Below are 18700 nucleotides of genomic sequence, written 5' to 3' on the forward strand. Positions count from 1 at the left end.
TGCGCCAACGCGGGTTACGTTCATAAAGTAAGTCGCTGATTTCAGGAATCTGTAGTATCCTCTGCGAAACGATCCTTGTTTGATCCTTGAGGGGGCAGAGATGTCGCAGGCTGAAAATGCAGTAACTTCCTCATCGAAAGAAAAGCGTTCTTACCGAAAAGGTAAGCCGATGTCGGCAAGTGAAAGACAGCTTGCCGCGATTGCGCGTAAACGTGAAACACATAAAGAAGTGAAGGTTTTTGTTAAAAATCCTCTTAAAGACTGGATGATTACGATCTGTGAAGAGGAAGGACTCACTCAAGCGCAGTTTATTGAGACCTTACTCGAACGTGAACTTTCTGAACGTGGTGTTCTGGATGTAAAGACTTCACATTCTTGATCGTTTTCTCGTTGGGTGCTAGATTACTGATCGTTTTAACGAATTCTTGGCTGGCCACGCCGTAAGGTGGCAGGGAACTGGTTCTGATGAGGTGTCTACCCGGAGCCAGAAAAGCAAAAACCCCGATAATCTCATCCATTCTTGGCGGGACGGTAAGATTAACGGGGCCTACTTAAACTGTATAGAAGCTGTTGCTCTATGCAGGGAGTATAGTTTTATGCTCAGAAAAGTTCAATACCTGTTTCTGTGCCATTTGCTCCTTCCGTGCAACATAAGTGCGGGAAGGTGTGACTGACGCTCAGACCCTGTTCTCCCATTACCGGCAGGTCAGAAACCCGCATCCGGCATTCACGCCGCGCGAAGGAAAGAAGACGCTGCCGTTCTGTCGTAAGCTGATGGCGAAAGCCGAAGGCTTCACGTCCCGTTTTGATTTTTCCGTCCACGTGGCGTTCGTGCGCTCGCTGGGTAAGCGTCACCGCATGCCGCCGGTGCTGCGCCGTCGTGCCATCGATGCGCTGCTGCAGGGGCTTTGCTTCCACTACGACCCGCTGGCCAACCGCGTCCAGCGCTCCATCACCAATCTGGCCATCGAGTGCGGGCTGGCGACGGAGTCAAAGAGCGGGAACCTCTCCATCACCCGCGCCACGCGGGCGCTCAGGTTTATGGCGGAGCTGGGTCTGATTACCTACCAGACCGAATATGACCCGCAGATTGGGTGCAATATCCCGACCGATATCACCTTCACGCCGGCGCTGTTCTCGGCGCTGGACGTCTCAGACGTGGCCGTGGTGGCCGCGCGCCGCAGCCGCGTGGAATGGGAAAATCAGCAGCGTAAAAAACAGCGCCTCCAGCCGCTGGGGATGGACGAGCTGATAGCGAAGGCCTGGCGTTTTGTGCGCGAACGTTTCCGTGTTTACCAGACCGAGCGTAAGTCGCACGGGCTGAAGCGCGCCCGCGCGCGCCGCGACGCGGGCAGAACCCGTCAGGACATTGTCACCCTGGTGAAACAGCAGCTGACGCGCGAGTACGCCACCGGCCGCTTTACCGGCGGGCTGGACGCCATGAAGCGCGAGCTTGAGCGGCGCGTGAAGGAGCGCATGCTGATGTCGCGCGGGAACAACTACACGCGACTGGCCTCCGTCCCCATATAACCCCCCTTCATGAAAAATCCGGCTGACGCCGGAGGATTTCCCACGCCTGCAGCCCGCCGGCGCTCATTTTCTGAGCGGAACGGTGGCCAGCTGCACCGGCATCCCCGTCATCCGGCCATCAGAACGGCCGTAAATCTGCCCACTGAAGCCCGCTGCGGTCGCTGAATCCATTTATTCACATTTAACTGCAAGGGACCTTTCCGTAAGGTTACAACCGTACAGCTTACAGAGCGCCAGCCGACGTATTTTCAAAGTGCGTGGTTTCCTTTAAAAACCAGCTCTGTACTTCTTTTAAATAAATAAGATTACTTCTTATAAATAAATAACCTGTTCGTCGCCTGCCCTGTGGACAGGCTCAGGAGAATGCCCGCCCCTGCAGCGGACTCACGTCTGCGCCGGTTCGGAAACAACAAAGGTTGGTCCCGCCGCGTTGCAGCGGGCGCTGTCGCGCGCGCATAGTTACAACATACAAAACAATGAGAGCGGCAGACCGTGCACAGCGGCACCACCTGCCCCGGGACCCACCCCTGAAAAGCGCCGCCGCCCCCGGCCGGAGGCCGGGGATGACATCGCTTTTAGTGATGGATGTTGTAACTAGACTTTTGTGTTGCTGTGAGTGGTGCAGCTGGAAGTTAGTAGTACACGCCCGTAAGCGGCCCTCACGGCCCGCTAACGCGGAGATACATTCCGGCTACGCCGGAATCACTCCGATGGCGCACACAGGCTTCTGTATCGCTTTCAGCGGGTTTTTTCCGGCAGGGGGAAGGGGCAGACTGGTGGAGCCTGTCACCACGTAACCGGCTGCGCCGGGCTACGGCGCCACTCACTTACAGTGCCATATTCAACGCACGCTGGCGCCTCCATGCCGCGTTGCGGCATCCCGTGACGGGTACCGTTAAATATCATTAACTATCATCAGGATATGCTATACTGCCCCGGTATATGATACCCGGAGATAACCGTGTCGCTGACTGAACAATCTGGCCATCTGGCATGGTGCGCCCTCATTGCCCTGCTGACCGCCCGGGAAGACCGCGTGGTGGTATCAGAGTCGCAGGAAAATCTGTTTCTTGCCCGCTGGCTCGCGCAGGCAAAAAAACAGCGCCGGTTTTCCCGTGACGTCGCCACTGATATCGACTGGCTCCTCAACCAGGCCCGCACCCTCGGTATCCGGGCTCGGATGCGCCACAAGCTGGACTATCTCTGGCGCAGCTGTACCGGCGAACTGTCAGAACAGAATGACCTCTTTCGCCTGACGTATGCGATGGAGCTGGCAAAACAGTATGACTGGGTGTATCACGTCCTCAGCGACAGTGAGTGGTGCGGCCGGCGTCAGATTCAGCCAGCGGCGTCGGTTAACAGCATCTCTCTGCTGAAAAGCGCGCTGGAAATCGGTTTTAATGATGACGGGAAGCAGGTTATCCCGGTTCCCGTAAGAATTGGTGGCCAGGCTGACGGGCTGAATGCGCTGCTGAAAACCTGTGGCTGGGAGGCGGTCAGCAACGACGATCACTGGCAGCTGGTGACCATCAGCGCTGGCTGAACAGCAAAGAACGGGCCGCGTGAATGCAACCCCTGTCATTGCCATCACTGACCGCCTGACAGGGAGTCTCAGGAAAGGATTAGTGGCGGATCTGCGCCAGGTCGTCTTCGGTCAGACCGGTCATTTTCATGACTGTATTGCGTTCAAGGCCGTTCTGGAGCATGGTTCGTGCAATTTTAAGGGTGGCTTCGCGCTCGCCTTTTTCAATACCTCGTTGTTCACCCAGCTAGATGTCTTTCTCAATACCCTTCTGTTCGAGCTGTTGTGCGATGGTCATAAGTGCGTCTCCGTGTTACGGCACGCTGTGCCAGTTCGCGTACAAAGGCTTCGGCGTCGGATGTTTCGCCTGCCTGCACTATAGAGTGTACCAGCGATATGACCTGCGATGAAGACAGATATCTGGCCAGCAAGATGGGCGCTATCCACGACATTCCCGGAACAGGTCGCTGCCCGGAAGATAGGCCCCGGTGGTGATGTCCCAGAGCCCCAGTACGGACGCGAACAGGTTATCGTGGGAATATGTCTTGTTAACGGCATTATGCTGCAGACACGCGGCGTTAATATTTTTATCAGCTATGAAGCCTGGCGACATCCAGAGCTGCATCGGGATATGCGTCTGCTGATCCGGTGCCAGTTTGTAGGGGGTACCGTGCAGATACAGTCCGCTCTCTCCCAGAGATTCGCCGTGATCGGACACATACAGCAGTACGGTGTTGTACTGTTCGCTGTATTGCTTAAGCTTTTCAATCATCTGCGCTAACACATAGTCGGTGTGGCGAATGGTATTGTCGTAGGTATTAACCAGCTGTTCCTGCGTGCAGTTTTCGATATCGCTGCGCGCACATTCCGGCATGAAGTGACGATGCTCTGCCGGATAACGCTGGTAATAAGTCGGTCCATGGCTGCCAATCATATGGAAGGCGATCAGCTTGTCTCCGGTCATTTTGCCGATTTCGGTATCCAGGTTTTCCAGCATAACATCGTCATAGCAGGTTTTACCGTCACACAATGTTTTGCTGATACCGGGATTAATTTCGACAGTCGGGATACGGCTGCATACGCCTTTACACCCGCCATCGTTTTCTTTCCACAACAGCGAACCCCCCGTTTTCTGCACAATGTCGAGGACATTTTCACTGCCGACAGCCTTTTTACCATCGTAATCCGTACGGTTCATATCCGAGAACATACAGGGCACGGAGACTGCGGTCGCCGTGCCGCAGGAACGCATATTCCTGAACGAAATAACGCCATCGATTTTGCTGGTAAAGGCGTTAGTGTCACGCGGGTAGCCGTTCATGGAAAAATTCTGGCTCCGTGCTGTTTCGCCAATCACCAGGAACATCAGCGTGGGTTTACCATTCCGGGTAACGCGCTTCGCATCATCCCCCAGCGTCCGGAAAGGCATTTTCGTCGTAAAATAGGTATCCTTCACGTAATGGAAAGTGCTGTACGCATAGTTTGCCGGGATAATTTCTTTGTTCAGCGTCGGGTTATTACGCCCGACAGAGGCATAATCCTGGTAATACAGGGCGGCAACACCTGCAATCAGGGCCAGCGAAGCAAGCATGGAAAGCAGCCGGTGGGCAAGACCTTTGTACCATTTGTCTGCATATTCAATTTTAATCAAAAACAACAGAATAGCCGGGAGAATGCCCATAAAGACCAGCCACAGCACCAGTGAGGCATTCAGGTAGGAATGCGCTTCCTGTGGGGTTGTTTCCATAATATTCTCGATCATGGACTGATCAAACATCACTTTATATTTCAGTGTGGCGTAACTCACCACCGAACCGGTGACAAGCAACAGGGCAAAGAAGGGTTTCAGCAGGTAGCGAACCGAGAAAGGCATAAAAACAAAGTTAAGCGCTGCAACCAGCACAAACGGAATGGAAATGACAAATCCCGCCCTCACATGTTCAAGGCGGCTCAGGATATCGTAAAAATGCAGCAACACCGGCCAGTTAAGTAAGAATGCAAAAACGAGTGCCAGAAGTAAAACCAGGGGGATTACCCTCATCCTTAAAAGTACGGGCATTACGATCTCCGTCAATAATATGTCCCCGCCCGGGATCACAGGTTGCACCAGAAAAGGGCAACAGGTTATCAGACCCGGAGGTCACTAAGCGAAACTATTTTTTAATGAATATTACCTAATCAGTGAGTTATCTCTGGTATCAGGCCTGAGTTTTGATATATCAGGGGTCAGTTTGGATATCGAAAATTATTGTACTATAAGGGCTTCCCCGGCATGTCAACGCCGGCGTTTACGGTTTCTGTCTGCTTTTCAGTAAAAATAAAGGGGAGAGACTGCGGTACTATAAACGGCCATGATGAATCGTCATCGATTCGGGCCCTGATGAAAGACGCGCGTGAGGTTCATGGTTAGGAAAATGAATCATCGTTTTGAAAATTTCCTGACCATGAACAGCAGTGTCAACAATGCAGTAATGATGCGCCATCGGGAACGTTATAGTCATAAAATGCTGTTTTTGACGTGTTTTTAACCCGTAACCCATATTTCAGACGCACTTATCCTGCAGCCTGCGCCAGAAGCCATCGTTTTCTGTCTATGTCATGCAGCCTTTCTGCCACTAATTCGGTCGTATGTCTCCCTGCCTGTGCACTGCTGAAGCGCAGCCGGTTGCCGCACAGAAGGCATTTGTACGGATCCGTGCGCAAAAATTCCTTCATCAGCACGGCGAAGCCCGGCTGCTCCGGTTTTTCCCGCGTCTCCATCTCCAGGGCTTCATACACTTTTGGCAGCAGCTCGCCCCGTTTACGATTTGACAAAAAACCGTAGTAACGCACCATCTTAAAATGCTTCTCCGGGATATGACTGATATAGCGCCCGCTCATCTCTTCCTGAGTCAGCGTCTGTTTCCGGTGCTGCTGCGTCCGGTGGTCGTAATAGTGGTGCACCACGGCACCACCGCTGTAGTGCCTCAGCTTCGTCGCCGACACCGGCGGTCGCTTCAGGTACCGGCCGAGGTATTTGACGCTCCGCCAGGCACCCCGGGTCTTCTTCGCAAAGTGGATGGGCAAAGTGGACCTTCCAGCGGCGCCCGTACTGCGCCTGCAGGTAGCGCTGCCACTGCTTTTTATCGCGGATATGCCCCAGCCCGGGCAGGCTGCCGGGATTAATCAGGTCATAGCTGTGGCGCAGCAGGTGGATGACCGCCCCGCGCCAGATTTCCTCTACAGGCTGCTTCTTAAAGAAGAGGTCGCGCCATACGCTGTGTTTTATATCCAGCCCGCCGCGGGTGACGGACAGATGAATGTGCGGGTGCTGGTTGAGCTGGCGGCCACAGGTGTGCAGGGCGCAGAAGATGCCGACCTCCACGCCCTGTTTGCGGGCCCACCGTAACATGGCCCGTGTGGCGGCCTGAAAGAGCTGATTGAGCAGTGGCCAGTTGTTGTTAAAAAACGGCCACAGCAGGTGGGGCATGGTAAAGGTGATGTGCTGCCAGTCGCAGTCGGGGAGGATGTGGCTCTGCTGCGCCACCCACTGCTCCGTGGCTTTGAATCCGCAGGAACTGCAGGCCTTTGACTTGCAGCTCTGGCAGAAAAAGCGGGAGTGGGTGCAACCGGGTGACGAACAGCAAAAACGACGAACACCCATCTCAGTGGTCCCGCAGGCGAGCATGCGCTCAACGCAGAGACGGGTCCAGAGGCTGACGCTGTCGCCATTTGAACCGAGGTACCTGTTCCAGCCGTCATCGACGGTGAAGAGGAGTTTTGCGGGACGCGGGATATACATCCGGGGTATTACAGGCCGGGTATCTTGCCGGTGAAACTAAAATCGACATACTGCCCGCAGTCGCAGTCGCAGTCGAGTTCGTCGGGTCTGTCAGCCCAGTTGTCGGTGGATTTGTCCCATGGGTCGAAGGACACCGGCATTATCCCCAGCTCTGTACAGGTCATGAACTGATCCACGGGCATGCTTTCAGTCATTGCGCCATCGGTACAGTCGTATCCGGCCCTCTCAGCATCACCGGGATGCTGCTCAAAACCCCGGATAACCGTGACCAGGGGCGGATAGTTCAGCGTGTCGAGAAAAAACTGAGGCCCAAGGCGGACGCAGTGCTGTATGGCTTCTTCGGGACTGTCATAAAAGAACTCATGCGGGGTCTCATGGCCGTGCTCAGGAGGCGCGGAGACCATGAAACGTTTGGGGTAGCGTCGGTACGGGATACGCCCGTCAGCAGGAGACCTGCCGGGTTTTCCGGGTTTGTGCTGTTTACGTTTTTTCGGAGATTTGTTGCGCGGCATGCTGGAGATATCCTTCGGGTATTAACATACCGCAGAGTATAAAGCCGTGAGCCGGGCATGAACACCATCGGAACGGCAGAGCCGTGACGCTCGCCCTCTAAGGGCGCTACGTTCACGCAAAGACGGGTCCACGGGGTCAGGCTATCGCCGAACTTATTGATGAACAAATTCCAGCCGTCATCGACGGTGAAGAGGAGTTTTGCAGGGCGAGGAATATACATGCCGCAGAGTATAAAGCCGGGTTCGGGACATGCAAGCCATCGGAACCGCGAAGCGGTGACGCTCGCCCTGCAAGGGCGCTACTGTTCACTGACTCGACCCGTCAGGGGGTTCAACACCATTCAGATGCTGTACGCTCCCGGCACATCCTGCCTGCTGAAGCAGGAAAAGCCTATTATGCTTCCATCAGGGAAAAAGATCTGGCAGCCTGAGTTCCCGGAATTAACTCTCTCCCACAAAACCGGTACGGTTCAGTCAAGACAGTCAACGCTATACAAAAGAATACAATTAAAAGTGTTGACCCTATAGTAGCTGAAGGGTTTTTAATGGTCATCAACAGGAAATGAGCAGTATGCTCTTATGATGAACATTAACTTTATTAGGATTATCACTATGGAAAATATTAAACTTCTCGCAGCAGCTAGTCTTCTCTCTGTTGTTTCATTCTCTGGTATGGCGCAGACTGTCAGCGTAACAGCTGACACTCTTGACAGTGCAGAAGCAAAAATTGCTGCTAAAGCAAAAGAAGCACAAACGTCATACAAAATTATTTCTGCTTCTACTGGTAATAGAGTGCACATGACCGCTATTCTAGGAGAGTAGCTATGTAAACGATTGAAATGGAAATGTTTTTATTTATCCATTGCGATTCAGGTATCATGTGCTGATTTATACAAGAATATTACCTCCTTTTTCCTTGAGTGACGTTTTAGGGCTGCCTGTTGTTGGAGCCCTTTTTTTAATGTCTCTATGTTTGAGTCTTTCCTTGTATATTATTAATTACAAAGGAAATTTTAAATATAAATATTTGTATTTATCCGAAGTGCTGGGGTGATTTTTTAAGTAAGGATCTTTTTGGAACTTTAAAAATCATGACTTCGGCTAGCTAAGCTTTGATTTTAAAATCTGTTCGGCTGCTTTTCTTGCTTTAACCGCTGCTTGTAAATCTCTGAGTATGTGAGCGCGAATAGTAAGCATCATTTCAATACCGTCTGGCAGATCCTGAAATTCCTGAGAGGATAGTGGACACCAAATTGAACTGCGCCCCAGATCTTGGACAACTTATGCGGCCTGACTTAATCGATATTGCACCGGGCTGAGTTCACCATTTTTTCCTTTATCTTCAATTGTTTATTGAAATCAATATAACCAATGATGTCTCGCTTTAAGTCATCCACATTTGTAAGCGTACAGCGTAAACCGTCTGGTCATAATCTGAAGCATCCGACAAAGTGGTGTCCACCAAATAAGTTGAACCGCCCCGGTTTTCCGGGAGAGTATTTTGGTTGGGAACTCAGGCTGCCAGATCCTTATTCCCGATGGAAGCATAATATGCCTGTTCGGCTTCTGCCGGTGGGATATGCCCCAGCCTTTCCAGCAACCGGCGATTGTTGTACCAGTCCACCCACGCCAGCGTCGCCAGCTCAACCTCTGCACGGCTTTTCCAGCTTTGTCTGTTTATCACCTCCGCTTTGTACAGGCCGTTGATGCTTTCGGCCATCGCGTTATCATAAGAGTCACCCGTACTTCCCGTTGAAGCCAGAAGCTCCGCCTCCTGCAACCGCTGTGTGTATGCCAGCGACACGTACTGTGAACCTTTGTCGCTGTGATGGATGGTGCCTGATGGCCGGCGGGCCCACAGCGCCTGCTCCAGCGCATCCAGCACGAACGTGGTTTCCATCGATGACGACACCCGCCAGCCCACGATGGCTCCGGCGAACACGTCGATGATGAACGCCACATAGCCGTAGTTGCGATTGCGGGGATGTACTGCAACTTCCTGCCCCTGATTGAACAGCCTGACCAGCTCACCCGAGGTAAGCGTCCAGCGAGAACCGTATTGACGGGGATGTGTTATTCAGTTGGCAGTGCGACGCGCCAGGGGAGTAGTTCGCTGACCCGGTTTATCGGCCAGTCAGCAATGACGTCAAGGACATAACGGAGGTAGCTTTCTGGCTCCACGCCGTTCAGTTTGCACGTTCAGATCAGGCTGTACAGCAGCGCTCCCCGCTCACCACCATGGTCAGAGCCGAAGAACAGGAAGTTTTTACGACCCAGACTGACCGTCCGCAGGGCATTTTCAGCGATGTTGTTGTCTGCTTCGGCCCAGCCATCGTCCGCATAGTACGTCAGTGCCGGCCACTGGTTAAGTGCGTACGCGAACGCTTTTGTCAGTTCTGAGTGTCGCGACAGAGTCTTCATCTTTTCACGCAACCAGCTTTCCAGGGATCTCAACAGCGGTTTCGTTTTTCGCTGACGTTCAGCAAGCCGCTGCTCTGACGGCATTCCCCTTATATCCGCCTCTATGGCGTACAACTGACCGATCTGCCTCAGGGCTTCTTCCGTCAGGGCTGACGGGGTGCGGATGTGCACATCGTGGATCTTTCGGCGGGCATGAGCCCAGCAGGCGGCTTCCGTTATCCGGCCATTGCGGTACAGCTCGTTGAACCCGGCGTACGCATCTGCCTGCAACACACCGCTGAAGCCGGCAAGATGGGTCTGCGGATGGATGCCTTTTCTGTCCGGGCTGTAAGCGAACCACGCGGCAGGTGCCAGCTCTGACCCGGCATTGCGGTCATCACGAACATACGTCCACAACCGCCCGGTCTTCGTCTTCTTATTGCCCGGCAACAGCACCGGGACGGGCGTGTCATCGGCGTGGAGCTTGCCGTCAGTCAGCACATAGTTCCGAAGTGCCTCTTCCAGCGGTGACAGCAGCCGGCAACATGCATCCACCCAGCCCGATAGCAGTGAGCGACTCAGCTCCACACCCTGGCGGCCGTATATTTCAGACTGGCGATACAGCGGGGTGTGCTCTGCATACTTAGAGGTTAGTACGCGGGCCAGCAACCCCGGTCCTGCTATACCCCGTTCGATGGGCCGCGAAGGCGCGGGGGCCTGCACAATGGCATCGCACTGAGTACAGGCGTGTTTTTCGCGTACAGTCCGGATAACCCGGAAGGCACTGCGCATCATCTCCAGCTGTTCGGCGGCATCCTCACCCAGATAACTCAGCAAGCCACCACACTCCGGGCAGCAGGGGTCTGCGGGTAATAGCCGTTTTTCATCGCGGGGAAGTGATTCGGGGAACGGTCTACGGGTGCGGGTCTGACGCAGCGGGCGCTGCACGGCCGGATCATCCACCCGCCCCGTCAGCGTATCGCTTTCTTTCTGAAGCCGGTTCAAGTCAGCTTCCATCTGTGCGATACGGCGGGATACCTTTTCGGAACGACTGCCGAAGTTCATTCGGCGGAGTTTATCCAGCTGCGCCTGCAGATGGTCTATTTCACGCTCCCGGTTGCTCAGCTTTTCCTGAAGGGCGTGGATCAACGCTTCCTGTTCGGCCAGGCGCTGTTTTAGCAGAAGGATATCGTCAGAAGAGGTGTCATTCATAGGCCCGTATTTTACCAGGCTTATTCTGCGACAACCAGGATAAAGAGGCCTACAGCATGGTCAGGGATGTCAGCAGCCGCTTTGGCTGTCTCCAGTCGATACCTTCCATAAGCATTGCCAGCTGCGCCGGTGTCAGGAACACTTTGCCATCGCGAGCTGACGGCCAGGCGAAGCGCCCGCGCTCCAGCCGTTTGGTCAGCAGGCACAGCCCGTCACCGGTAGACCACAGCAGTTTGATCTGACTGCCGCTTCGGCCCCGGAAGATGAAGACATGCCCGGACATCGGATCGTCTTTCAGCGTCATCTGCACCTTTGCGGCGAGGCCATTGAAGCCGTTACGCATGTCGGTGATACCGGCAACCAGCCAAATTTTGGTGCCTGTTGGTAACGGGATCACCGTTTGAGCTCCTGTATCAGCACGGTCAGGAGCTTTTCGCTGACAGTACCGTTGAGGCGGAGCGTTCCGTGCCGGAACGTTACCTCACAGCTGATACTGAGGGTTTCCGGGTCCTCTGCGAGTGGCTCTGACTGTACGGCAGCTGCATCGAGAGTCACAGGAAGTAGCTGAGGACTCTCTGAAGAAGGTAATAGCAGCTTTCCCTCACGCCATTGTTGACGCCATTTGAACAACAGATTGGCGTTAATGCCATTTTGAAGCGCCAGCTTTGAGATGGATATCCCGGGTTCGCAGGAGGCAGCAACGAGCTGCTGTTTAAACTCAGGAGAATAATTAGGGCAGCCTTTACGCCTGCCGGGAGTCATATTTTTCTGCATATCTGACACTTTGGTTCCCACTACTTATTTGGTGGACACCACTTTGTCGGATGCTTCAGATTATGACCAGACGGTTCACGCTGTACGCTTACCACCCGAGGCCCATGCTTCCAGCTGTAAGCCCAGCAACGAACAGGGCACCGAGTAATAATGTTTGTCGATCTCTACGTGGTAATCTGCATGGACTCTGACTTTTTTCACCAGGGTGTAGCTGTAACTGGCCTCAGGAAGTGGCTTCAGCTCCGGTTTATCAAGCTGGATGAAGAGATCGGCCCGCGAACATCCCAGTTTCTGCATGACCTTGTTATTCAGCCTTTCCAGCAGTTCCCGGATCCGCTGATTCAGTGATGCCAGACTGTAGAAGGTCTCATGCCTGATACGGGCCATGATCCAGCGTTCAACAACCTGGACACCTACTTCAGCTTTGGCTTTATCTTTCGGTTTACGCGGCCGCGCGGGTATGACGGCAACATTGTAGTGCTCAAGCATCTGCTGGTAGGTTGGGTTGACGTCAGGATCATACTTACACGCCCGTGACGTGGCGCTTTTCAGATTATCCGGAACAACAAGCTCAGGAACACCGCCAAGCCACTGGAAGCAGCGAACATGGCTCATAACCCAGTCCTCAAGCTGCTGGGACCAGGTGGCCTCTGCCCATGTGTAACTTGACGCCCCGAGAACGGTCACGATGATCTGCGCGGTTCTTATTTCCCCGGTATCAGGGTTGGTAATGTCAACGGTTGGCCCACAGTCGTCAACGAAGAGCTTTTCGCCAGCTTTATGGACCTGGCGCATCGATGGCGAAGTGGTTTTCAGCCATTCGCGGTACATCCGGCAGTAATGGTTATAACTGTAAAAACCGCCAGGGTTGCGCTCACTATACTCTTCCCAGAGCAGTTGCAGCGTCACGCATTTATTACGCAGCTCTTTGTGCACCGTAGCCCAGTCTGGCAAGGAATGCTTCTTCATCTTCACCTGCGTCTGAAGGAACGCATGCTTTAGAGCTGCATCATCCCATTCTGCAGGCAACGGCCACTGCTTTATACCAAGCTGAGCCGCCCGGTTGGCATACCGGGATACGACAGAGGGGGAGATCGCGAGACTACGGCCAATCTGACGATGGCTGAGTCCGGCACCATATTTAAGTCTAAGTATTTCCTTTAGTTTTCTCATATAGATTGGAGCTGTCGGCATAGGTATCCTTCACCGGAATGGCAAAAGATACAGATCAACACACCTGTGAAGTTCCAATAACATTGATGGAGATCACCGAATAACAAAATGAGTCAAAAGTGATCTCCATCGATGTTATTCAGCGATCTGCTCAAATGTTATTACCCGATCTCGATGGATGTTATTGGGTGATCTCCGCTCATGAAAATACGCAAACCCTAGAAAGCTTTCCCCAGTACAGTTATCATAATATAAATTAACTTTTATCTCTAAGGCATCTCGATAAATGATCATTGTTGTCGTTGCACATCCCAATCTCGAAGAATCTATTTTAAATAAAAGTCTGGTGAAAAAGCTTTCCAACGAGAAGAACATTGAAGTTCTTGATCTTTATGAGCGCTACCGCCATGCAACCTATAATGGTCTGCCTGATGATAAGCTAGAAGAAGATCGCCAAAAGTTGCTTACGGCAAATACCATCGTTTTGCAATTTCCTTTCTATTGGTATTCCACTCCAAGCTTATTGAAGCAGTGGATTGATGACATCTTACTAAACGGTTGGGCACATCATGGAGGCGTGGAAGGTAAAGATTATGCTCTTGCTTGTAAGTCGCTGTTGCTCGCTCCGACAACGGGTGGCTCTAAAAGCTCCTATGGCCCAGATGGCTACAACATGCATTGGTTTTACGACTTCATGGTACCTTTCGTGCAAACGGCGAGAACCTGCAAAATGCGTTTTATTGATCCATACGTCATTCATGCCGATCAATTTAAGCCGACAGAAACACCCAATGAGTATGTTGAGTTCATCCGGTCAATTGGCCAATAAATTCTGGGTCTGACGCTCAGTGGAACGGGCAGAAAAGGGCTGACCTTCGGTTAGGGGAGCGATAATTGACGCCATTCTAACCGATTACGATTTGCAGCCACCAGGCTGCTTCGTTCGTACCTGCAAGCTGAACAGTAGCGCCCTTGCAGGGCGAGCGTCACCGCTTCGCGGTTCCGATGGCTTGCATGTCCCGAACCCGGCTTTATACTCTGCGGCATATATATTCCTCGCCCTGCAAAACTCCTCTTCACCGTCGATGACGGCTGGAATTTGTTCATCAATAAGTTCGGCGATAGCCTGACCCCGTGGACCCGTCTCTGCGTCGAGCGCATGCTCGCCTGCGGCACCGCTGCCATGGGCGTTCGCCGTTACTGCTGCGCATTGGCCGACTGCACCCACTCCCGCTTTTTCTGCCAGAGCTGTAAGTCAAAGGCCTGCAGCTCCTGCGGCTTCAAAGCCACGGAGCTGTGGGTGGCGCAGCAGAGCCACATCCTCCCCGACTGCGACTGGCAGCACATCACCTTTACCATGCCCCACCTGCTGTGGCCGTTTTTTAACAACAACTGGCCACTGCTCAATCAGCTCTTTCAGGCCGCCACACGGGCCATGTTACGGTGGGCCCGCAAACAGGGCGTGGAGGTCGGCATCTTCTGCGCCCTGCACACCTGTGGCCGCCAGCTCAACCAGCACCCGCACATTCATCTGTCCGTCACCCGCGGCGGGCTGGATATAAAACACAGCGTATGGCGCGACCTCTTCTTTAAGAAGCAGCCTGTAGAGGAAATCTGGCGCGGGGCGGTCATCCACCTGCTGCGCCACAGCTATGACCTGATTAATCCCGGCAGCCTGCCCGGGCTGGGGCATATCCGCGATAAAAAGCAGTGGCAGCGCTACCTGCAGGCGCAGTACGGGCGCCGCTGGAAGGTCCACTTTGCCCATCCACTTTGCGAAGAAGACCCGGGGTGCCTGGCGGAGCGTCAAATACCTCGGCCGGTACCTGAAGCGACCGCCGGTGTCGGCGGCAAAGCTCAGGCACTACAGCGGCGGCGCCGTGGTGCACCACTATTACGACCACCGGACGCAGCAGCACCGGAAACAGACGCTGACTCAGGAAGAGATGAGCGGGCGCTATATCAGTCATATCCCGGAGAAGCATTTTAAGATGGTGCGTTACTACGGTTTTTTGTCAAATCGTAAACGGGGCGAGCTGCTGCCAAAAGTGTATGAAGCCCTGGAGATGGAGACGCGGGAAAAACCGGAGCAGCCGGGCTTCGCCGCGCTGATGAAGGAATTTCTGCGCACGGATCCGTACAAATGCCTTCTGTGCGGCAACCGGCTGCGCTTCAGCGGCGCAGAGGCCGGCAGGCACGCCACCGAACTGGTGGCAGAAAGGCTGCACGGCATCGACAGGAAACGATGGCTTCTGGCGCAGACTGCAGGATAAGTGCGCCTGAAAAATGGGTTTCAGGTTAAAAAGGCACCGAAAACCGAATTTTATCGCCATTAGCGTCACTACCAGCCGCCATCACTGCGCTCCAAAAGACTATGTTCATGGTCAGGATATTTTTAAAACGCTTTTCCAGTCTCCTAACCATCAAGATCACTCACTTATTGGATGTGTATGGTTGTGTATCATCTGTCCATACACGAAGAATACGATATGGTGCTTCTCCTTTATCGGCATTACCTGTGAACATAGCTGTACGATGTAGTTGGTTAGCCGAAATATAAAGCCATTGTTTATCGCCGAACTGAATACTGTCAGGCCAGTCAATCAGAGCTGACCGCACGAGAGGGATAAGTTTCCCTTCGTTATCCATCATATCAACACCGTTGTTATTCAGGTTAGTAAAGTAGTGTCTACCCTGAGATGAAATAGCTGCTCCATCTGAAACTGGTTTTTTACCTACATTCCGAATATGTTGAGCAATAACTTTATCATCAGCCTTCTGAAGGTATTCAGTATCAATTCCATACCATGTAGTGCCATTCATTGCCCCAAAAAATAAAGTTTTACCATCAGCGGTTAGCGTTATCGGATTTACAGCAACTGATGCAGGCTTACCATTAAACAGGATATTCTGGCCATCAATATGCATAACAGCTGATTGTTCACTTTGTAATGACGGGTGTCCGGAAAATCGGCTGGATATTTTACTGTGTATATTGACAGTAATCAATCCTGGATTACTGATATCAGCCAGATAAATCCACCCAGCGTGAGCATCGACTACCAGATCCTGAATAAAACTGCCCTGCGGAGCGACAGAGTCATCTAGTTCAATTGTCATGAGATGTTTGCCAGTATTAATATCAAAGCTGAGAATTCGTGTTTTCCCTGAGTTTAACCCCATATCTACCAACCATAAGCGATTTTGTGCATCTCGCGTAATGCCTATCGGAGTATCAATTTGATGGGATGAAGTTTGATTTTCATTTTTTTGCCATGAATCATCAGGCCATGCTTTCCAGCTTGTTTTACCTGTGATCTCAATCAGACGCCAGCGTGAGGGGCGATCAAAAGGATGTATCGTGGCAAACACACGTCCATCGTCAGACACGGTAACATTCCCTGGTCTGATATCCAAAGAGGCAACAACTTCCAGCTCGCCTTTTTTAATATCTTTTCCTGCGTGTGATACTGTTGAATTAAATATCAAAAAAGATAATGATGCGAACGTTATGTTTTTTTTATTCATTTCATTCTCCATGAATTATGTAAAGAATAGTGATATTGCTATTCTTGTTAAGATGTAAATCACAAAAATTAATTGCAGGGTTTTTATTATATAATCAATGATTAACTTCAACAGAAGTGAGATTCCGTGAATTAATTTAAGCTTTGGGTTTTCATTCTGCTAAGGGCGAATTCAAGTCCGAAGTGCAACGCTAAGCCGCCTTTCTTAGCTCTGCAAACACCACCGAAGGTTGCCTGAACCCCAAACACTTGCGTGGCCTGCTGTTCAGTGTGTTCTGGTAGCGCCGTAAGTCCTCTTCTGACGCTGTCCTAAGGTCTGTTCCCTTACGGATAAACTGCCGTAACAGACCATTTGTGTTCTCATTCAGCCCTCGCTCATGCGAGGCGTAGGGATGGGCGAAGTAGCACTCCGCTTCCAGTGCTTTCGCTATCGCTTTGTGCTCACTGAACTCCAGTCCGTTATCGAAGGTGATTGTGTGGCAGGCATCCCGGTAATCGCTAAGCAACGCGATTATCGCGTTACTGACCTCCACCGCATCCTTCGAAAAGACCTTTTTCGTCAGATAAATTCGGCTCTTACGTTCTGCCAGCGTCACGATTGCACCGGTTCCCTGTCTACCCAACACAAGGTCCGCTTCCCAGTCCCCCAGACGGGTTCGCTCATCAACGATAGCGGGTCGTAGCTCTATCGATACTGCATCCGGGATGCGGCCCCGTTTCTGACCGTAACCCTTGCGGTAGCGACGTTTCCCCCTGCCGCAGATGGGTGTAAAGCTTACCACCACGGTTCTTATCTGCTATCACATACTGGTAAATCCACTCGTGACTGACCGACAGGCCAATAACCTTTGCTACCGTGCTTATCTGCTCAGGACTCCACTTCCACTCCAGAGCAAATTCAACAAAATCAATCGTGCTCTGGCTTACTGACCGCTTCGCCGCCACCATACGCCGCTGTTCACTCAGGCGCTGAGCATCACCCGGCGTATACCCATCAGGAGTGGCATTACGTCTGAGTTCACGGGAGACGGTAGACTTACTGACGCCCACTCGCTGGCCAATTTCCCAATAACTACAATTCTCTTTATAAAGCAGGGCAATCTGGTATCGTTGCCCCTCGGTTAGCTGCTGATACTTCATGGTTACTCGCTCATCTTTGGACGGAAGAGGGATAGCTTATCAGCAGCTAACTCTCTCCTCACCATCATGACCGAGCGTTGCACTTATTATCTGAATTCGCGAAGCGTCCATTTTTAAATGTTTAACCCATGCCTGAGTCGCAGATAAAGATATGTTTAAGTTAAATATAAATATATAAATAGTTCAATTGCAATGACTAAGGTAAAAATATGGATGTATTAAAGAATAAGTGTATAGGAATATTGTAGAGTAATATTCTCGACCACCACTGCTTGAATACGCCATGGTTTACGGACGTAGCATACATCTGGTGAATAACATAGCTTAAATAAAAGTTATTGAAATGTAAAGCCTTTCAATAACAAAAAGTCCTTACCGTTAACTTTGAAATAGTGCCAAATTTTCTACCAGAATTCATCTCGCCCCATTTGCTACCGGTCATATTTATTCTTTCAGAAAGTATCGGAAAATCTCTTTCTGGATAGATTCATATAATCCGAATAGTCGCAATTATACGTTATGAAATGTATTGATAAGTTCAATGTAATTAGATTTAATACTATTTAGTTCTGAATCTGTTATTCTCCATGGTAAGTTGATTTCTGGTGCGCCAAAAACAACAAATGGATGCTGATATTTCATTTTTGTATAACTTGATAGTTGCTCATAGTCAAAAAATAAAGCATCTGACAAACTATTTCCAAATAAATCCACTAACCTCTTCTCTATATAATTTTTACTTTCGTCATCTGGTTGGGGAATGGTTAATGGGTAATAACTATCTCTTCTTGCCCCCAGAGATACAACAATTTGGAAAATCTTATCTTTTAACTTAAAATCTTTTTCATCACCTCCATAGGCAAATCCTGGAGTAAGAATATCCTCGAAATACTTCTTGAGTAAATAAGGGGCTGAATACCAAAAAATAGGAAACTGGAAAACAAGAACGTCATGTTCTAACAGCAAGCTCTGTTCTTTTTTTATATCAAACACTCCATTGGGATAAAGTTCATATAGATTCCTGATAGTACTAACATGATCTTTAATGGCTGAGATTAATGATTTATTTACACGGGAGCCATTGGTAAGTTTTGGATGTGCAATGACAACTAACACTTTCATTATTTGT

Annotated in this window: 13 protein-coding genes and 8 pseudogenes; 8 read left to right on the top strand and 13 right to left on the bottom strand. The window is 51.3% G+C overall.

Annotated elements, in window-relative coordinates:
* The first annotated feature begins 100 nt into the window (after positions 1 to 100).
* Positions 101 to 379, top strand: a complete 279-nt coding sequence (locus FOY93_RS22480; RefSeq protein WP_123061079.1) for a replication regulatory protein RepA — start codon at positions 101 to 103, stop codon at positions 377 to 379.
* Between the two features lie 35 nt (positions 380 to 414).
* Here the strand turns inward: FOY93_RS22480 and FOY93_RS23970 are convergent.
* Positions 415 to 518, bottom strand: a pseudogene (locus FOY93_RS23970) (replication protein RepA).
* A 78-nt stretch (positions 519 to 596) separates the two neighbouring features.
* On the opposite strand from FOY93_RS23970, the gene tap reads away from it, so the two are divergent.
* From tap to FOY93_RS22500, 4 genes are all read left to right on the top strand, one after another.
* Complete coding sequence (gene tap, locus FOY93_RS22490) at positions 597 to 674, top strand: RepA leader peptide Tap (RefSeq protein WP_020323529.1); 78 nt, start codon at positions 597 to 599, stop codon at positions 672 to 674.
* Positions 655 to 1530 carry an incFII family plasmid replication initiator RepA gene (gene repA / locus FOY93_RS22495; protein WP_143345756.1) on the top strand — a complete coding sequence of 292 codons (876 nt, stop codon included), beginning with the start codon at positions 655 to 657 and terminating at the stop codon, positions 1528 to 1530. Before tap ends, repA begins: the two co-directional genes overlap by 20 nt.
* A 684-nt stretch (positions 1531 to 2214) precedes the next feature.
* A complete protein-coding gene (locus FOY93_RS24200) occupies positions 2215 to 2439 on the top strand; it encodes a hypothetical protein (RefSeq protein WP_490338434.1) in 225 nt (74 codons plus the stop codon).
* A gap of 52 nt (positions 2440 to 2491) precedes the next feature.
* Positions 2492 to 3073: a DUF2913 family protein gene (locus FOY93_RS22500; protein WP_143345758.1), complete on the top strand. Its 582-nt coding sequence runs from the start codon at positions 2492 to 2494 to the stop codon at positions 3071 to 3073.
* Between the two features lie 79 nt (positions 3074 to 3152).
* Here the strand turns inward: FOY93_RS22500 and FOY93_RS22505 are convergent.
* The 4 genes and pseudogenes from FOY93_RS22505 to FOY93_RS22520 all read right to left on the bottom strand — a co-directional run.
* Positions 3153 to 3495: pseudogene (locus FOY93_RS22505) on the bottom strand (Rpn family recombination-promoting nuclease/putative transposase); the annotation flags it as partial.
* The gene (locus FOY93_RS22510) at positions 3492 to 5111 is read right to left on the bottom strand and encodes an MCR-10 family phosphoethanolamine--lipid A transferase (protein ID WP_143345760.1); all 1620 of its coding nucleotides are present in this window, start codon (positions 5109 to 5111) and stop codon (positions 3492 to 3494) included. The gene FOY93_RS22510 and the pseudogene FOY93_RS22505, both read right to left, overlap by 4 nt.
* 494 nt (positions 5112 to 5605) lie before the next feature.
* Positions 5606 to 6833, bottom strand: a pseudogene (locus FOY93_RS24145) (IS91 family transposase).
* A gap of 8 nt (positions 6834 to 6841) precedes the next feature.
* The gene (locus tag FOY93_RS22520) at positions 6842 to 7345 is read right to left on the bottom strand and encodes a hypothetical protein (RefSeq protein WP_232057405.1); all 504 of its coding nucleotides are present in this window, start codon (positions 7343 to 7345) and stop codon (positions 6842 to 6844) included.
* 612 nt (positions 7346 to 7957) lie between these two features.
* On the opposite strand from FOY93_RS22520, the gene FOY93_RS22530 reads away from it, so the two are divergent.
* Positions 7958 to 8167 (top strand): YdgH/BhsA/McbA-like domain containing protein, encoded by a 210-nt coding sequence (locus FOY93_RS22530; RefSeq protein WP_172621942.1) that lies wholly within the window; start codon positions 7958 to 7960, stop codon positions 8165 to 8167.
* Between the two features lie 691 nt (positions 8168 to 8858).
* Here the strand turns inward: FOY93_RS22530 and FOY93_RS22540 are convergent.
* The 5 genes and pseudogenes from FOY93_RS22540 to istA form a co-directional block, all read right to left on the bottom strand.
* Positions 8859 to 9320: pseudogene (locus tag FOY93_RS22540) on the bottom strand (IS3 family transposase); the annotation flags it as partial.
* Between the two features lie 98 nt (positions 9321 to 9418).
* Positions 9419 to 10957: pseudogene (gene tnpC / locus FOY93_RS22545) on the bottom strand (IS66 family transposase).
* A gap of 49 nt (positions 10958 to 11006) precedes the next feature.
* Complete coding sequence (tnpB, locus tag FOY93_RS22550) at positions 11007 to 11354, bottom strand: IS66 family insertion sequence element accessory protein TnpB (protein ID WP_073001021.1); 348 nt, start codon at positions 11352 to 11354, stop codon at positions 11007 to 11009.
* Entirely contained in the window at positions 11351 to 11731 is a 381-nt protein-coding gene (gene tnpA / locus FOY93_RS22555) for an IS66-like element accessory protein TnpA (RefSeq protein WP_073001090.1), read from the bottom strand. Before tnpA ends, tnpB begins: the two co-directional genes overlap by 4 nt.
* A gap of 93 nt (positions 11732 to 11824) precedes the next feature.
* Positions 11825 to 12925 (bottom strand): annotated as a pseudogene (istA, locus tag FOY93_RS22560) (IS21 family transposase); the annotation flags it as partial.
* A gap of 265 nt (positions 12926 to 13190) precedes the next feature.
* Between istA and FOY93_RS22565 the strand changes: the two are divergent.
* Positions 13191 to 13733 carry an NAD(P)H-dependent oxidoreductase gene (locus FOY93_RS22565; protein WP_143345768.1) on the top strand — a complete coding sequence of 181 codons (543 nt, stop codon included), beginning with the start codon at positions 13191 to 13193 and terminating at the stop codon, positions 13731 to 13733.
* Between the two features lie 204 nt (positions 13734 to 13937).
* Positions 13938 to 15177, top strand: a pseudogene (locus tag FOY93_RS24150) (IS91 family transposase).
* Positions 15178 to 15337: 160 nt separating this feature from the next.
* Here the strand turns inward: FOY93_RS24150 and FOY93_RS22575 are convergent.
* The 3 genes and pseudogenes from FOY93_RS22575 to FOY93_RS22585 form a co-directional block, all read right to left on the bottom strand.
* A complete protein-coding gene (locus FOY93_RS22575) occupies positions 15338 to 16432 on the bottom strand; it encodes an L-dopachrome tautomerase-related protein (RefSeq protein WP_172621943.1) in 1095 nt (364 codons plus the stop codon).
* A 190-nt stretch (positions 16433 to 16622) separates the two neighbouring features.
* Positions 16623 to 17571, bottom strand: a pseudogene (locus tag FOY93_RS22580) (IS30 family transposase).
* 510 nt (positions 17572 to 18081) lie between these two features.
* Positions 18082 to 18693 (bottom strand): NAD(P)H-dependent oxidoreductase, encoded by a 612-nt coding sequence (locus FOY93_RS22585; RefSeq protein ID WP_143345771.1) that lies wholly within the window; start codon positions 18691 to 18693, stop codon positions 18082 to 18084.
* Positions 18694 to 18700 lie beyond the last annotated feature (7 nt).

Source organism: Enterobacter sp. 18A13 (assembly GCF_007035975.1).
Taxonomy (GTDB): Bacteria; Pseudomonadota; Gammaproteobacteria; order Enterobacterales; family Enterobacteriaceae; genus Enterobacter; species Enterobacter vonholyi.

Excerpts from the sequence above, each read along its gene's own strand:
- FOY93_RS22480 (WP_123061079.1), top strand. The coding sequence starts at position 101 with ATGTCGCAGGCTGAAAATGCAGTAACTTCCTCATCGAAAGAAAAGCGT.
- tap (WP_020323529.1), top strand. The coding sequence starts at position 597 with ATGCTCAGAAAAGTTCAATACCTGTTTCTGTGCCATTTGCTCCTTCCG.
- FOY93_RS22510 (WP_143345760.1), bottom strand. The coding sequence starts at position 5,111 with ATGCCCGTACTTTTAAGGATGAGGGTAATCCCCCTGGTTTTACTTCTG.
- FOY93_RS22520 (WP_232057405.1), bottom strand. The coding sequence starts at position 7,345 with ATGCCGCGCAACAAATCTCCGAAAAAACGTAAACAGCACAAACCCGGA.
- FOY93_RS22530 (WP_172621942.1), top strand. The coding sequence starts at position 7,958 with ATGGAAAATATTAAACTTCTCGCAGCAGCTAGTCTTCTCTCTGTTGTT.
- tnpA (WP_073001090.1), bottom strand. The coding sequence starts at position 11,731 with ATGCAGAAAAATATGACTCCCGGCAGGCGTAAAGGCTGCCCTAATTAT.
- FOY93_RS22565 (WP_143345768.1), top strand. The coding sequence starts at position 13,191 with ATGATCATTGTTGTCGTTGCACATCCCAATCTCGAAGAATCTATTTTA.
- FOY93_RS22575 (WP_172621943.1), bottom strand. The coding sequence starts at position 16,432 with ATGAATAAAAAAAACATAACGTTCGCATCATTATCTTTTTTGATATTT.
- FOY93_RS22585 (WP_143345771.1), bottom strand. The coding sequence starts at position 18,693 with ATGAAAGTGTTAGTTGTCATTGCACATCCAAAACTTACCAATGGCTCC.